We start from the raw sequence: 14,884 nt of genomic DNA, 5'->3' as shown, positions 1-14,884 counted from the left end.
ATATTTTTAATTAAGTAAATTAGCAGGAAGTTGTATGATATTTTTAATAAGATTAAAAGGGGTTTTTAGGGTATCTGTTAAAATTTCGGTATGAAATTTAGGGTCATCTATGCTTCCATCTATTTTTAAGTTTGTGCTAATTTCTTGATTTTTACCTAAAATTACATAATTTAAAATTGGAACCTTGGATATAGCTTCTGAAGCTGATTTTAAAGTTTTAAGCTCTAAACTAAAATCCACTGTATTTAATCTTAAATTTGCTGATCCTAAACCATATATATCTACACTATCACCATTTAAATTAATAGCCGAAACACTTAAAAGATCTTTTTTTCTATTAAAAATAATCTTTCCATCATGTAAGCTTAAACCTTTTTGATTAAAAGTTGGAGATTTAAACATCAATAAACTTGGTACAGTATCGATAAAGGAAATAAGCTGATTTATACCTTTTAAATCCTTCACATAAGTATTTTTAAAATCGATCTGTCCATCAAAATACTCCAATCCACTTCCTTTTATACTTAAGTTAAACACTCCATCTTGAACAGCTTGTTTTTGTAAAAACTCATTTAAATAATTATCATCAATATTGCTAACGTTTAAATTTAAATCATTAGAAGAATAATAAAGATCAAATTTTGCATTTCCTCTAGAACCTTTAAGATCTAAAGCATTGCCTTTTAAATCAGCTTCTACTCTATCAAAAGCCAAAGTTTTATTAGAATCTGCCAAAATTAAAGCTACATTTGCTCCACCAAAACTAATATTTTGGGTATTAGTAGCAATATCAAATGTTGAATTTGAAGAGTTGGAATGTTTTCTATAAATATAACTTAAATTTTTTAAATGAATTTCTTTATTATCAGAACTTATTTTAGCACTTGCTGTATCACTTTGAGTATGAATTTCCATAATGCCCTTATTTTTTACAATATCAAAGCTATCATTTTCATAAGGAGTTTGACCGTTGATAAGTAAATTATTTTTAAAATAAGCATCATTAACACTTGCATTAAAATCTTCAAAATTTAAAGTTTTATAATAAACATTTTTAGCATTGATAAACCCAAGCTTTTTAAGTAATGGAGAAAATGAAAATAAAATCTTAGGATTATTAAGATTAGCCTCAAGTCCATCTTTAAAATTTAAAATCAAATTCCACTGAGGAATGCTAATGTTAACATTTTGCGAATAATCTAATTTTACTTCTACATTTTGATTTTTTAAATCTAAAAGCTCTGCATTGTCAAAATAAAGCCTTGAAATCTGAGTATTGAAATTTCCTTGCTGTTTTTGTAAGTCAAATTTAGCATTAAAATCAGCTTCTAAAAAGCCATTTTTAACACTGGCATTTTCTATATTTAAATCATTTTGATTTAATTTTACAAATGCTTTTGTAATATTAAAATCAGCCAAAGAAATACTAGCATTCTCTAAAGCTAAAATACCACTATAAGAAATTTCACCCTTATCATGAAAATCAATTTTAAGCTCCAAATCACTTTTAATTTTTCCGCTTTTTTGATAAAAAGGTAGTGAAAAATGATAATCCTCTAAAGCTTTAGCAAGTTTTTCGTCAAATTTTAGATTATCAGACTTAATGCGCAAATAAATCCCAACTTTTTTTTCATCAAACAAATCATATAGATAAACCTTACTAGAACTTAAATCAGCACCATTATAGAAAGCTTTATTAAAGACAAAATCGAGCTTTTGTTTGTTTAAATTTAAATCGAGTTTTGGAATTTCAATAGCATTCATTTTATCATCCAAGCGAACTTTGACATTATTAACATAACCTGATGCACTAATATTGTCTAAATAATAATTATCTTTAGTAAAATCTATAAAGCCCTGCAAATAATCTAAATGATAAAATTCTCCCTTAGCCCTATATGCTACCCAAAGATTTAAACTCTGCGGAAGTTCTATTCTTTTATTAACTCTTTTAAAAATTTCCGTAATATTTCTAATGTTTAAATCTTCTATTTTATAAGCTAAATTTTTATCTTTGTAAGAGATGCTTGCGTTAAAGTCAAGCAATTCTCCACTTGCTCTACCTTGAAAATAATAAAACTCGCTCTTAGTATTGATACTTAAATTTCCATCAATACTTAAATCATAATCTTTTAATAAAAGTTTTTTAATATCAGCTATAAGTTCTTTATTTTGACGCTGTAATGTTAATTTTAAAAACAATAAATCATTATCTATAAAAAATTCATTATCTTTAAATAAAATACGCACATGATTATCTTTTATATTTAAATTTTGTATATCAATCTCTTTAACAAAAGTATATAGATATTTTAAATTTTTTGTTATTTTTAAAATCTCTGTTGAAGCATTATCAGAAGAGTGGGTTTGTGATGAAATTTCGGAATTTTGAGTCTCATTTATAGTGATATTTTTTGCTCGTACAATTAATTTTTTATCTAATTTAATATATAATTGTTCCAATTTTAAAAAATCAAATTGGATACTAGAGATGACAATTCCATTTTTAAGCACTATAAACAAAGCTAATATAAGCACAACAAAAAATACAACAATATATAAAATTTTCTTTTTCATACGCAACTTCTTTTTGATATTTATTTTGGGGATTTTTTATTATCTAACTCAGCCTTTAAAAAGCAATTCTGTGGTATTTATTCCCCAAGGTTCAATTTCTCAAATTATAACATATTTAAAGCAAAATAAATATCAGATGAGTAATATTGATAAATATATTTTATTTTTTTTAGGACACCCTCAATCAGGCTGGATCAACATAGGTACAAAAGATTTAAATAGAGCTGAATTTCTACATAAACTCACTATTGCTAAAGCAGCACTTCAAACCATTACTCTTATCCCAGGAGAAACAAGCGTAATCTTTCTAGAACAAGCAGCCAAACAACTTGGACTTGATAAAGATATACTTTTAAAAGAATTTCAAGCTCAAGCTCCTTATGATGAAGGAGTTTTTTTACCAGAAACTTATAAAATCCCGAAAGGCATTACAGAAAATCTACTCATTCAAATGCTTTTAAACCATGCTGAAATTTCCAATAAAAAAACTTCTGAGAAAATTTTTGGTGATTATAATCCAAAAAAATGGCACCAATATATCATCATCGCTTCTGTAATACAAAAAGAAGCTGCTAATGACAATGAAATGCCTATAGTTGCAAGCGTAATTTACAATCGACTTAAAAAAGGTATGAAACTTCAAATGGATGGAACTTTAAATTATGGAATTTATTCCCATGTAAAAGTTACCCCACAAAGAATAAGACAAGATAATAGCTCTTATAATACCTATAAATTTACAGGATTGCCTAAAGAAGCGGTTTGTAATGTTTCTTTAGCTGCTATTCGTGCAGCTATTTTTCCTTTAAAGACAGATTATTTATATTTTGTGCGTGATAAAAATACTGGAGTTCATATTTTTAGCACAAATATAGATGATCACAATAAAGCCATAAATTTACAAAAAGGAAAATAATTTTTGATATTTTTATACAAAATAGTTAAATTGGAACAGTATTTGCTTGTTAATATTAAAAATTATAAAAAGGATAAAAAATGATTAACCCATTTAAATCAAAAGAACTGGTCACTGGTGCTTTAGCGGGTAGAAATCTAAGAAATCAACTCATCAATGCCAATCTTGCAAATGTTGATACTCCTTTTTATAAAGCAAGAGATATTGAATTTGAAACAGCTTTGGTAAATCGTGCAAATGAAATTTTCAAAAAAAATGATAATAAAGAATTGCAATTAGCCGTAACTGAAGAAGAGCATCAAAAACCTTGGAAATTCCCTGATCCTAGTAAATCTACTATTTACTTAAGAGATGGTCATTTAGCAAGAAATGATGCAAATACTGTTGATCTAGATGTAGAAACCACAGAAATGAGTAAAAATACAGTTATGATAACAGCTCTTGATGGAGTTTTAAGAAGACAAAGCAATATCTTTAGTTCTATACTTGATGCAAGCTCTAAATTAAGTTAAAGGTAAATTATGGCATACTTAAGTGATTTTGATATTAGTGGTTATGGTTTAAGTGCTCAGCGTTTTAGAATGAATGTTATTAGCTCTAATATAGCTAATGCAAACACTACAAGAACAGCTGAAGGTGGGCCTTATAGAAGACGCGAAGTGATCTTTAAAGCAACAGATTTTGATAAGCTTTTAAATGAGCAAATTAACAAAGATAATAATTTTTTAAAATATGAAAATCCTTTAAATGATCCAAGTTCGCCAGAAGAAGCTAAACCTGCTATTCAAAGTGTTGTAGTGGATAAAGTGGTCAGAGATGACAAAGATTTTCGTATGAAGTATGATCCAAGCCATCCTGATGCAAATGCTGAAGGTTATGTAGCGTATCCAAATGTAAACCCTGTCATTGAAATGGCAGATTTGATTGAAGCTACAAGAGCTTATCAAGCCAATGTAAGCGCTTTTACAAGTGCAAAAACTATAGCTCAAAGTGCGATTGATTTATTAAGAGGATAATAAAAAATGAACAATATTAATGATTTAAGATTAAATAATAATATTTCAAATACCAACAAAAGTCAAAATTCCACAGGAATTGGTGATGAATTTGCCAAGATGCTTAAAAATGAAATCGATGATTTAAATAAAGCACAAGAAAGTGGAGAAGCTGCAATGACAGACATTGCCACAGGACAAGTAAAAGATTTACATCAAGCAGCTATAGCTATCACTAAAGCTGAAAGCAGCATGAAATTTATGCTAGAAGTAAGAAATAAAGCGATCAGTGCTTATAAAGAAATCACAAGAACTCAAATTTAAACCCTAATGCAAGAATATAAAAAAAATAGGGTTTCAAAAGTTGCCTTTGCCTACTGCATGGCACTTTTGTTTATGATTATTTTTATCAGCTCTACTTTTTTTCTTACATCGAAACGTCATATACCTAACACTGAAAAAGATCAATACGCTCTTGCTCTAAGAGGATCGATTATAACCAAAGATAATTTTACTATCACAAGTTCTAAACAAATTTATCGCGCTGAAATTGATCTTAGAAGTATTAACAAAGATAAATTTGATCTATTTTTAAAGCTTTTTCAAATTTATAGTGGAATAAGTAACGATCAAGTAGCAGATATTAAAAAAAGAATGCAAAATCAAAAAAAACGCTCTTATAATTTTGTTCTTTTGCAAAACTTAGATTCCAAGCAAGCAAGCTATCTTAAAGACCTTGCTAAAAAACTTTATATACAAGGTTTTTTCAAAGCTTTTACAAACAACTCTGGAAGAGTTGAAACAAGAGGATTAAATATCATCGAACATGAAGAAGATAGAATTTACATGTCAAAAGATTCTTTTACTCCTATTATCGGTTATACCAAAATGATATTAGATCCAGAAAGTGGAATTTTAAAAAATATAGGAGTTAAAGGTTTAGAAAAATACTACGATGAATGTCTAAACCCTGTTCAAAATGAAAAAATTCAAGGACTTAAAGATATAGGTGGAAATATTATTTTAAATCTAAATTCACTACAGCAAAAAAAGATCAATGGTTGTGATTTATATTTAAATCTTTCTTTAAAACTGCAAAAAAGTATAGAGAAAGCTATAGATCAAAGAAATGAGGATTTAAAAGCCAATGAAATCATCGTTGGGGTAATGGAAAGCAAAACAGGAAGAATTTTAGCTCTAGCAAGCTCAAGGCGTTATGACCCACAAAATCGCGGAAAGGATCTATCAGTTCTTAATGCAAGCGCTATAGAATACGGCTATGAAGCAGGTTCTGTTATCAAACCTTTTATCTTTACAACAGCCTTAAGACTTGGTAAAATAAAAATGGATGAAGTGATTAATACTTATGGCGGTTCTTACAAGCTAGGACGTTTCACCATCAAAGATGATCACAAAATGGACAAAATGACTATGGAGGAAGTTATAAGATATTCTTCAAATATAGGCATGATACAAATTGCTAAAAGGCTTAACAATATAGAAATCGTATCAGGACTTAAAATATTTAAATTTGGTGAAAAAAGTGGTATTGATCTACCCTATGAACAAAAAGGAGAAATTCCAAATCCTAAGCGCTTAAGAGATATAGAAAAATCTGTTTTAAGTTATGGTTATGGACTTAAAACAACCTTTATACAACTCCTTGCAGCTTATAATGTTTTCAACAATGATGGATTTTATATCACACCACGTTTAGCTGAAAAATTCTATCAAAATGGACGCTTTACAAATCTTGATGATGATGTAAAAAAAGAAAAAATTCTTTCTAGCGAAGCCGCTAAAACGATGCAAAATGTTCTTATAAATGTTATAGAAAAAGGAACAGGAAAAAAGGCAATTACACAAGGTATTATTGCAGGAGGTAAAACAGGAACGGCAAGAATAGCCGAAAGACAAGGTTACACCTCAAATCGCTACAATGCATCCTTTTTTGGTTTTGCAAATGATTTAAATCACGCCTATACCATAGGAGTTCTCGTAAGACATCCTACTAAACCTTATAGTTATTATGCTGCACAAAGTGCTTTGCCTATGTTTAAAGATGTTGTTGATATTTTAATCAATGAAGAATTTCTAACGCCTATACAAGACAATAACCAAACTAGCACAAACAACTAGTTTGATATATCTTTAGAAAATATCACCTCAACAGCACCTATAAGTTCTTCAGCAATCTTAGCAGCAAAAGTTGTATCATTAAGTATTGAAATTCCTTCAGCTGTTGTGATTTTTCTTACTGAAATAAGATGTTCAACATTGCTCAAGGTTAAAGTATCGATTTCTTTTAAAATTTCTTTTCCTTTTTGAAGATTTTTAATAATCAAATAAAGCTTTTCACGATCTTCAACAACTCTAAGCTCTTCGATACTTCTTAAAAGCTCTCCTAAATTCGATCTAATTTTATTGTACTCTAAAGCCAAAAATTCATTAGAAGAACTAGAATATTTCTTAATATTTGCTTGGATAATTTTTAAATTTTTAGTTGTTTCGGCTAAATTTTTAGCTGCCATCTTAAAGGTAAAAATTTTATGATTCTTTGTTTCATCGTTAATATAAACTTGTGCTTTAGTTGAAAAATCGATAATAGCTTCAAAAAGAACCTTTATCCTAGTTTGATACAAATAGTCCAAATCCACATTTTTACTAAACCACTTTTTATTTTCTAAAATTTCTTTAAAACTTTTATCACTTTGTATATCTTTACGACTAAAACCTATAGCATGAGCAACAATTACATAGGTATTGTTATAAAGATGCTCGCTTTCTTTCCTTAAAGCTTCGATGGCTGTGTCACTAAACTTAACCAAACTACCATCAAGATATAAAGGCTTGTCTTTATTCTTATCTTTAGGAGCTTTTACTATCTTATTTAAAAAAAGAACAATTTGAGGAGTAAAGAATGAAAAAAGCGCAACGCCAATTAAATTAAACAAAGTGTGAAATAATGCTACTTTCAAAGCTATATCTTCTATGTTTAATACAATGGATAAAAAATTAAGAAAATGTATAAAATAAGGAAAAATAAGCACTATTAAAAAAGCTATACCAAAATTAAAAATACAATTTGCAAACGCTAATTTCTTTCCTTCAATATTGGTACTTAAAGAAGCTAAAACAGCCGTTACAACTCCTCCAACACTAGTGCCTAAAGTTGCTGCTAAGGAATTTTCCAAACTGATTTGTCCTGCAAGTAAAGCAGCAACAATCATAGCCATTGTAGCTGTGCTTGATTGTATAACTCCTGTAAGCAAAGCACCTAATCCTAAAAAAACAAAAACTCCTTTAAACCCAGTAAAATCAAAACGAGAAAGATCAATTATATATTTAAAATTTTCAAAACCACTTTTAATATAATCCACACCCAAAAAGAAAAATCCTATACCAATAAAAATATTACCTAAACCTTTTAAAACACTATCTTTTTGAAAGAAAAATAATACTCCGATAATCAAAAGTGGGATAGCCAACATTGAAATTTTAATATTTGTCAAACCAACAATCAGCCAAGAACTTGCCGTATTTCCTAAATTTGCTCCAAAAATAATCCCTATGCCCGCACCCAAAGAAATAAGCCCTGCACTCAAAAAAGAAATCGTAATAATAGAAACTAAAGTTGAAGATTGCATAATTAAAGTACTTAAAGTACCAAAAAGTATACTTTTTATCTTTGTATCGGTTGACTTCGCTAAAATTTTTTCAAGCAAACCACCACTAAAAGCTTTAAAACCTATACCTAAATTAGTCATTCCAATAAGAAGTATTGCCACTCCTGCTAAAAGATTGGCAAGCTCGTCATAACGAATTAAAATAAAAATCAGAACTAAAGTAAAAATACTCCATGAAATAAATTTAAAATATTTTAAAGAATTTCTTTCCTCTTGCAATACCTAACCTTTTAGTTTTTCAAATTCATTCATCAGAAATTCTCTTAAATTTTCAGCTTCTTCTTCGCCTTTTTCTAGATACTCAAGCAATAAATTTTCTAATTCCTTTAAAAAAGAAAAAAGTTCATTTTGCCAGATACTATCGTTTTTATTGCTTAAATTCATGGTTTGTATGAAAGTCAACTCTCTGCTTAAATCCCCAAGTTTTTCTAAAAATTCATCTTTTTGATCAGAATTTTTTAATGCTAAATTAGCATTTTGGATATTTTCTTTAAATTCTCTGATTTTTTCATCGATTAAATCACAAAATTTTGGATAAATATCCATTTTAATAGGCTCTAAAAGGGTTCGCTCATCTATATTTAAAGTAAGCTTTTTAACAGCAAAATAAAGAGCTAAAAAAGACAAAGCTGCTATGAGTAAATAAATTCCTAGCATTAACAACCCTTAAGGGCTAGCATTCCGCCATCTAAATTGATGCTTTCAAGTCCCAATTTTTCAGCTATAAATTCAGCTGCAACCATGCTTCTATGGCCACTACGACAAATAAAAGCAAGTTTTTTACTTTCATCTCTTTTGCTTTGAAATTCATCTAAAAATTTAGCATTTAAAAGCCCTTGATTATCATATAAAGCCACACATTGCGCATTAGGTAAAATACCTTCTTCCCATTCTAAAGGAGTACGCACATCAAAAATTTGATATGCGTTTAAATCTTGCTTTGTCCAAAGACTTGCAGAGATATTTTCTATCATGAAAAAGCCTTGTTGATGATTTTTGTAAGGCTTGCATTAAATTCAGCAGGATTATCCACTCCCATACCTTCGCTTAATTTTGCCATATTTAAAACTAAGGTTGCTATATCTGCACTAAAGCTTTCGTTGTTTTTAAGACCTGTAAAAATAGCGTGTTTTGGATTGATTTCTAAAATAGGTTTGAAATTTTGTTCTTGACCCATTTGTTTTAAGAGTTGTTGCATAGCAAAATCAGGTTTATTTTTATCATAAACTATACAACTTGGACTATCTTTCAAACGACTGGTTAGTCTTACATCTTCAACTTGATCTTTTAGAAGTTCTTTAAATTTAGCTACAAGTGGAGCAAAAGTATTTTTTTCTTCGTCGCTTAGTTCATTTTTATCTTCTACTTGATTAATGGATACAAATTTTAAACCTTCAAATTCTAGCATAGGAGTTACTAAAGAATCAATCTCATCGTCCATGAGTAAAACTTCTATATTTTTTTGTTTATACTCTTCAAGTAAAGGGGAGGTTCTTAATAAACTTTCATTATTTCCTGCTATATAAAAAATTTCCTTTTGTTCGCCTTGAAGGTCATTTTTATACTCCTCTAAAGAGCGTAAATTTTCACCTTTAGTGCTTTTATAAAGCATGAGTTTTAAAAGACTATCTTTTTCTCCGCCAAAACCATAAAGTCCTTCTTTTAATACCTTACCAAAGGTTTTAAAGAAAGATAAGTATTTTTCTTTATCATTGTTTTTGAGTTTTTCAAGTTCACCTAAAATCTTTTTAACGCTAGCTTCTTTGATACCTTTTAAAATTTGATTTTCTTGTAAAATTTCACGACTTACATTAAGTGGTAAATCTTCTACATCGATAATCCCCCGCACAAAACGCAAATAAGTTGGTAAAAGTTCTTTATCGTCATCGCTGATAAATACGCGTTTTACATAAAGTTTTAAGCCACTTTGATAATCCACACGGAATAAATCAAAAGGTGCATTTTGTGGTATGAAAAATAAAGAATTGTATTCTAATTTTCCTTCACTTTTAGTGTGAAGATAAAGTAAAGGTTTGTTTGAATCATGAAAATTTTGCTCATAAAATCTTTCATAATCTTCTGCTTTAAGGCTTGATTTTTGCATTCTCCATAAAGCATTGGCTTTATTGATTTGAGAAATTTTAAGTTCAGTTTTCCCTTCTTCTTCGCCTTCTTTAGCAGGAGTAAATTCTTCTTTTTCCATGAAAATTGGAAATTGAATGTGATTAGAGTATTTTTCTATAATGCTTTCGATTTTATAAGCATTAGCAAACTCATCATCTTTTAAATATAAAGTAATGCTTGTTCCTTGTTCTTCTTTGTTTGCGTCATCAATCTCATAACCATTTGCATCAGAACTCCAAAGATAAGCTTTATCATCTAAAGCTTTTTTACTTAAAACTTCGATTTTACTAGCCACCATAAAAGCAGAATAAAAACCTACTCCAAATTGTCCTATGAGTTGAGAATCTTTTTTAGCATCACCGCTTAAATTTTCTAAAAAGCTTTTAGTACCGCTTTTTGCTATGGTTCCAAGGTTGTTGATAAGATCATCTTTATCCATACCTATGCCATTATCACTAATACTTAAAGTTTTTTTATCTTTATCAATTTTGATTTCAATTTTAGGTTCGAATTTTAAGCTTTTATATTTATCATCACTTACGCTTAAAAAATTAAGCTTATCTAAAGCATCGCTTGCGTTTGAAATAAGTTCTCTTAAAAAAATTTCTTTATTAGAATATAAAGAGTGTATCATAAGCTGTAAAAGCTGATTAACTTCGGTTTGAAATTGCATTTTGATTCCTTTGTAATTTTTTAAAGTGGTATTTTAGCAAAAAATACAAATTCTAAAGTAAATTTAAAGATTTATTTGAAAATTAAAAAGCCAAGCCATGCGGCAAATAAGCAAAGAAAGACATTTAAGATAATATTTAACGCAAAATGAAGATAATTTCCACTTTGCAAAAGAAGTAAATTTTGATAAGAAAAAGTAGAAAAAGTTGTAAAAGCTCCTAAAAAACCTGTACTTATAAAGCTTTTAAGTAAAGGAGATAAACCTTTATTTTGTGCATAAGAAAACAAAAGTCCTATGATAAAAGAACCCAAAACATTTACAAAAAGAGCTCCAAAGCTGATAGAATAAGGAAAAAATTTATTCACTAAATTTATAGAAAGCATTCTTAATATTGCTCCTATAAATCCCCCAAAACCAACTACTAAAAGAGTGTTTAACAAAGCTTAGCTCTTTCTTGATCGAGTAATTCTTGCATTTTTTTTCTGGTGTTTTCAAGCCATTTTTCATCATTTGTATCGACTAAATCCATACAAATGATTTTAAGTACTCCGCTGCTTGCACTAAAACTTTTTGTGTCTAAAATTTTTGCAGAATCCACAATTAAAATAGGTTGAACTTTAAGATTTAATTTTTCACTTAAAATTTTTGCTCCACTTTGAAATTTAAGCATTTTTTCATTTTTAGATCTAGTTCCTTCTGGAAAAATAGCCAAAACCCTATCTTCACTAATTCTTTCTTTTGCTTCTTTTAAAACTCGCACCAAATCACGCGGATTTTTTCTATCTATACAAAGAAGTTTTGGTTTTTTCATAGCAACTTTGAAAATAGGAATTTCTCCTAATTCTTTTTTGGCAATCCAGCATAAATTTTTAGGATATAATTCTTCTAAAGCGATGATATCTAAAGCACTTTGATGATTCATTAAAATCATCTGAGCTTGTGGATTAAAAGTACCAATGATTTCTTGTTTATAAGAGATAGTATATCTTTGAAATTTAGCCCAAATTTTGCGAATTTTCCAAAGTGTGTTTTGAGATTTTGTAAAGCAAAAACAAAAAATCACCAAAGCAACACTTAAAACAAAAAAAATCCAAAAATAAAGAGCTTTAATTTTTTTGTAAATCATCTTTATTAACCCAACCTATTTTTCCATCAGAAAACAATACTTTAATATAATTTTGTCTTTTGCCCAAAACTTCTACTTTTTCATCTGCATTTGCCGTATAAAAATAAGTTGAAGGCTCTGTAGGTAAAATTTTAGCCCTAGAACCAGCCTTGATAATTGCATTTTGAGTATTGGTATCTACAAGAAAACTAAGTGCAAAACAAACAACTGCCAAAGCCAGAATAATGTAATTTTTTCTCCATACAAATAAAACTCCAAATAAAACCGCTAAAAACCACAAAGCATATTGTTTATAAATATTTAAGTCTTTATTTACAGGATTTAAATCACTCTGAGTACTAATCTCATCGTCACTAATTTTTAATTTTAAATTTATATTTTCAAGCTTTTTACTGTCCTTATTGAAATACGAAAATTCAAAATTTGTTTTACTTAATGGCAAAATAGCATAATAAAAAGCGCTAGAAGCATTAAAATCCCCTTTTAAATTTTCAATACCTTGCTTTTGAATTCCTTCTATAAAAAAGCTTTTAAGATTTGTATTGGTTGCGTTTAGTTCTACCATCATAATGATATTAGCATCATCAAAATAACTCGCTTTAACTTTTTTAATTTCCAAAGAACTTGCCACAAGGTGTGAAAAATCTTTATTGAATAAAGTATTTTCAAATTTGATAGGATTAAGATTGATATCAGCCTCTTGAAAAGCTTCATTATTTCTAAGAAGTTTGATAGAAATTTTACTCAAACTAGCATTTGAATTTTTGGCTTCAAACCATAAAGTTGTTTTATATTCATTGTTGATAAATTCCCATTTTGCATCTGGATTCAAAAAAGATAAGTTAGTTTTTTCTACGCTTATGTTAAAATCAAATTTTATATTTTCCGTAGTGCGAGCATAGATCGTAATAGGAAAAACTTCTCCAACATATACTCTACTTGGATATTCATCATTTGTAAGAACCAAACTCCCTTTGGCTACAAAAGGATCATCTACATTGCTTTCAAAGTCATTGTTTTCATCACTTGGCGGAATATTTTGATAAATTTTTTGTTCTTCTTGGGGTAATTTTTGTAATTCTTTTTGCATATTTTCATCTTGGCCGCTAAATACAGAAATTTCACCCCTGCCAAACAATACAACAATGCTAAAAATTAAAGTTAATAAAATTTTCAAGATAAAAAGCCTTTAAGCATTTTTAAACCTACATCATTACCTAGAACTTTTTCACAAGCACGCTCAGGATGGGGCATGAGTCCAAAGATTTTTTTGTTTTCATCACAAATTCCTGCGATATCAAATACAGAACCATTTGGATTTGGCTCGTATTTTAGAATAATAAGATCTTTATCTTGCAATTCTTTTAAAGTAGTCTCATCAGCGTAATAATTTCCCTCTCCATGGGCAATTGGTAAACTAATAATTTCATCTTTTTTGAAATTTTTCAAAAAGGCATTATCATTAGAAACCACTCTTAAACTTTGGTTTTTTGAGATAAAGCTAAGATTGTTGTTATGCTTCATTGCACCTTTTAAAAGACCGCTTTCAAGTAAAATTTGAAAACCATTACAAATACCTAAGATATATCCTCCTTTTTTTGCATGATTAAAAACACCTTGCATAGCAGGAGCAAGTTTTGCAATAGCTGCGCATCTTAGATAATCTCCATAAGAAAATCCTCCTGGTAAAACAACTAAATCTGCATCAAATTCTTTTTCTTCATGCCAAACAATCTGCGTCTTTACTCCAAGTTTTTCAAAGGCATAAGTTGTATCAAATTCACAATTTGTCCCTGGAAATCTAATAATAGCAACTTTCATTTTATTCTTTCTCAATTATAAGCTCATAATCTTCAATGACGCTATTTACCAACAACTCTTCACACATTTTTTTTACTTGTTCTTTGGCTAATTTTTCATCTTTCTCATCAAGAGAAATTTTGATTTGTTTTGCTATTTTTACTTCTTTAACACTATTAAAATTTAAAGAATGCAAAGCTTTTTCCACCGCTTTGCCTTGTGGATCTAAAACCCCATTTTTTAAAGAAATATTTACAATAACTTCCATATTTTTCCTTAATTTAATATTCTTTTTAAAACTTCTTCATAAGCCATTTTTACATTACCTAGATCTTGACGAAATCTATCTTTATCTAATTTTTCATTACTAAATTTATCCCAGAATCTACAACTATCAGGGCTTATTTCATCAGCTAAAACAAGCTCATTATCTTTAGTTAAACCCAGTTCGATTTTAAAGTCAATCAACCTTAAATTCTTATTGTCAAAAAATGGAGTTAAAATAGAGTTGATTTTCCTAGCCATATTTTTAATTTCACTAATTTGAGCTTCATTTTGCACTAAATTTAAAATCAAACAATGCTCATCATTGATAAAAGGATCGCCTAAGGCATCATCTTTAAGACAAAATTCCACCAAAGCAAAAGGTAGCACAGTGCCATCTTTAATGCCCAGTCTTTTTGTAAGAGAACCTGTTGCAACATTGCGTACTATAACTTCAATAGGAACAATTTTACATTTTTTAACCACTTGTTCTGTATCGCTTATAATTTCTACCAAATGGGTTTTAATCCCATTTTTTTCAAGCAAATGAAAAATTTCAGTACTGATTTTACAGTTTAATGCACCTTTTCCACTTTCATTGCCTCTTTTTTCTGCATTAAAAGCAGTTAAATCATCTTTAAACTCACTAATTAGTAAATTTTCATCATCAGTTTTGAAAAGTTTTTTACCTTTTCCTTCATAAAGCATTTCTTTTTTTGTCAT

At 28.8% G+C, this 14,884-nt stretch carries 15 protein-coding genes and 1 pseudogene; 5 read left to right on the top strand and 11 right to left on the bottom strand.

Annotation, left to right across the window (positions count from 1 at the left end):
• Nucleotides 1-6 precede the first annotated feature (6 nt).
• Nucleotides 7-2,577: a DUF3971 domain-containing protein gene (locus FBE96_RS02630; RefSeq protein ID WP_002858480.1), complete on the bottom strand. Its 2,571-nt coding sequence runs from the start codon at nt 2,575-2,577 to the stop codon at nt 7-9.
• Between FBE96_RS02630 and mltG the strand changes: the two genes are divergently transcribed.
• The 5 genes from mltG (at nt 2,492) to FBE96_RS02605 (ending at nt 6,627) form a co-directional block, all read left to right on the top strand.
• Nucleotides 2,492-3,493 carry an endolytic transglycosylase MltG gene (mltG, locus tag FBE96_RS02625; protein WP_002859067.1) on the top strand — a complete coding sequence of 334 codons (1,002 nt, stop codon included), beginning with the start codon at nt 2,492-2,494 and terminating at the stop codon, nt 3,491-3,493. The two genes, FBE96_RS02630 and mltG, sit on opposite strands and share 86 nt — an antisense overlap.
• A gap of 80 nt (nt 3,494-3,573) precedes the next feature.
• Nucleotides 3,574-4,005 carry a flagellar basal body rod protein FlgB gene (gene flgB / locus FBE96_RS02620; RefSeq protein WP_002858492.1) on the top strand — a complete coding sequence of 144 codons (432 nt, stop codon included), beginning with the start codon at nt 3,574-3,576 and terminating at the stop codon, nt 4,003-4,005.
• 9 nt (nt 4,006-4,014) lie between these two features.
• The gene (gene flgC, locus FBE96_RS02615) at nt 4,015-4,509 is read left to right on the top strand and encodes a flagellar basal body rod protein FlgC (protein WP_002855235.1); all 495 of its coding nucleotides are present in this window, start codon (nt 4,015-4,017) and stop codon (nt 4,507-4,509) included.
• Nucleotides 4,510-4,515: 6 nt separating this feature from the next.
• Nucleotides 4,516-4,812 (top strand): flagellar hook-basal body complex protein FliE, encoded by a 297-nt coding sequence (gene fliE / locus FBE96_RS02610; protein ID WP_002856884.1) that lies wholly within the window; start codon nt 4,516-4,518, stop codon nt 4,810-4,812.
• A 6-nt stretch (nt 4,813-4,818) separates the two neighbouring features.
• Complete coding sequence (locus FBE96_RS02605) at nt 4,819-6,627, top strand: penicillin-binding protein 2 (RefSeq protein WP_002905693.1); 1,809 nt, start codon at nt 4,819-4,821, stop codon at nt 6,625-6,627.
• Here the strand turns inward: FBE96_RS02605 and FBE96_RS02600 are convergent.
• The 10 genes and pseudogenes from FBE96_RS02600 to purC all read right to left on the bottom strand — a co-directional run bounded on the left by FBE96_RS02600 (nt 6,624) and on the right by purC (nt 14,884).
• The gene (locus FBE96_RS02600; RefSeq protein ID WP_002905692.1) at nt 6,624-8,393 is read right to left on the bottom strand and encodes a Na/Pi cotransporter family protein; all 1,770 of its coding nucleotides are present in this window, start codon (nt 8,391-8,393) and stop codon (nt 6,624-6,626) included. The two genes, FBE96_RS02605 and FBE96_RS02600, sit on opposite strands and share 4 nt — an antisense overlap.
• Before the next feature lie 3 nt (nt 8,394-8,396).
• Nucleotides 8,397-8,831, bottom strand: a complete 435-nt coding sequence (locus FBE96_RS02595; RefSeq protein ID WP_002905691.1) for a hypothetical protein — start codon at nt 8,829-8,831, stop codon at nt 8,397-8,399.
• Nucleotides 8,831-9,148 carry a rhodanese-like domain-containing protein gene (locus tag FBE96_RS02590; RefSeq protein WP_002858489.1) on the bottom strand — a complete coding sequence of 106 codons (318 nt, stop codon included), beginning with the start codon at nt 9,146-9,148 and terminating at the stop codon, nt 8,831-8,833. The genes FBE96_RS02595 and FBE96_RS02590 overlap by 1 nt, the downstream gene beginning before the upstream one ends.
• Nucleotides 9,145-10,971 carry a molecular chaperone HtpG gene (gene htpG / locus FBE96_RS02585; protein WP_002858566.1) on the bottom strand — a complete coding sequence of 609 codons (1,827 nt, stop codon included), beginning with the start codon at nt 10,969-10,971 and terminating at the stop codon, nt 9,145-9,147. Before htpG ends, FBE96_RS02590 begins: the two co-directional genes overlap by 4 nt.
• Nucleotides 10,972-11,042: 71 nt before the next feature.
• Nucleotides 11,043-11,411 (bottom strand): fluoride efflux transporter CrcB, encoded by a 369-nt coding sequence (gene crcB / locus FBE96_RS02580; RefSeq protein WP_002872002.1) that lies wholly within the window; start codon nt 11,409-11,411, stop codon nt 11,043-11,045.
• On the bottom strand, nt 11,405-12,097 hold the full coding sequence (locus FBE96_RS02575; protein ID WP_002858620.1) for a lysophospholipid acyltransferase family protein: 693 nt from the start codon (nt 12,095-12,097) through the stop codon (nt 11,405-11,407). The genes crcB and FBE96_RS02575 overlap by 7 nt, the downstream gene beginning before the upstream one ends.
• Complete coding sequence (locus tag FBE96_RS02570) at nt 12,078-13,274, bottom strand: SH3 domain-containing protein (protein ID WP_002872001.1); 1,197 nt, start codon at nt 13,272-13,274, stop codon at nt 12,078-12,080. Before FBE96_RS02570 ends, FBE96_RS02575 begins: the two co-directional genes overlap by 20 nt.
• Nucleotides 13,246-13,918, bottom strand: a pseudogene (purQ, locus tag FBE96_RS02565) (phosphoribosylformylglycinamidine synthase I). Before purQ ends, FBE96_RS02570 begins: the two are co-directional and overlap by 29 nt.
• A gap of 1 nt (nt 13,919) precedes the next feature.
• Nucleotides 13,920-14,165 (bottom strand): phosphoribosylformylglycinamidine synthase subunit PurS, encoded by a 246-nt coding sequence (gene purS / locus FBE96_RS02560; RefSeq protein WP_002858611.1) that lies wholly within the window; start codon nt 14,163-14,165, stop codon nt 13,920-13,922.
• Nucleotides 14,166-14,173: 8 nt separating this feature from the next.
• Nucleotides 14,174-14,884, bottom strand: coding sequence for a phosphoribosylaminoimidazolesuccinocarboxamide synthase (purC, locus tag FBE96_RS02555; RefSeq protein ID WP_002858572.1), 711 nt, complete (start codon nt 14,882-14,884; stop codon nt 14,174-14,176).

Origin of the sequence: Campylobacter sp. CFSAN093241 (genome assembly GCF_012889595.1) — a bacterium.
Taxonomy (GTDB): domain Bacteria; phylum Campylobacterota; class Campylobacteria; order Campylobacterales; family Campylobacteraceae; genus Campylobacter_D; species Campylobacter_D jejuni.
Note: the sequence above shows the minus strand (reverse complement) of the source record. Positions and strands in the feature narration are given on the sequence as shown.

Excerpts from the sequence above, each read along its gene's own strand:
- mltG (WP_002859067.1), top strand. The coding sequence starts at position 2,492 with ATGACAATTCCATTTTTAAGCACTATAAACAAAGCTAATATAAGCACA.
- FBE96_RS02630 (WP_002858480.1), bottom strand. The coding sequence starts at position 2,577 with ATGAAAAAGAAAATTTTATATATTGTTGTATTTTTTGTTGTGCTTATA.
- flgB (WP_002858492.1), top strand. The coding sequence starts at position 3,574 with ATGATTAACCCATTTAAATCAAAAGAACTGGTCACTGGTGCTTTAGCG.
- flgC (WP_002855235.1), top strand. The coding sequence starts at position 4,015 with ATGGCATACTTAAGTGATTTTGATATTAGTGGTTATGGTTTAAGTGCT.
- fliE (WP_002856884.1), top strand. The coding sequence starts at position 4,516 with ATGAACAATATTAATGATTTAAGATTAAATAATAATATTTCAAATACC.
- FBE96_RS02605 (WP_002905693.1), top strand. The coding sequence starts at position 4,819 with ATGCAAGAATATAAAAAAAATAGGGTTTCAAAAGTTGCCTTTGCCTAC.
- FBE96_RS02595 (WP_002905691.1), bottom strand. The coding sequence starts at position 8,831 with ATGCTAGGAATTTATTTACTCATAGCAGCTTTGTCTTTTTTAGCTCTT.
- FBE96_RS02590 (WP_002858489.1), bottom strand. The coding sequence starts at position 9,148 with ATGATAGAAAATATCTCTGCAAGTCTTTGGACAAAGCAAGATTTAAAC.
- htpG (WP_002858566.1), bottom strand. The coding sequence starts at position 10,971 with ATGCAATTTCAAACCGAAGTTAATCAGCTTTTACAGCTTATGATACAC.
- FBE96_RS02575 (WP_002858620.1), bottom strand. The coding sequence starts at position 12,097 with ATGATTTACAAAAAAATTAAAGCTCTTTATTTTTGGATTTTTTTTGTT.
- purS (WP_002858611.1), bottom strand. The coding sequence starts at position 14,165 with ATGGAAGTTATTGTAAATATTTCTTTAAAAAATGGGGTTTTAGATCCA.
- purC (WP_002858572.1), bottom strand. The coding sequence starts at position 14,884 with ATGACAAAAAAAGAAATGCTTTATGAAGGAAAAGGTAAAAAACTTTTC.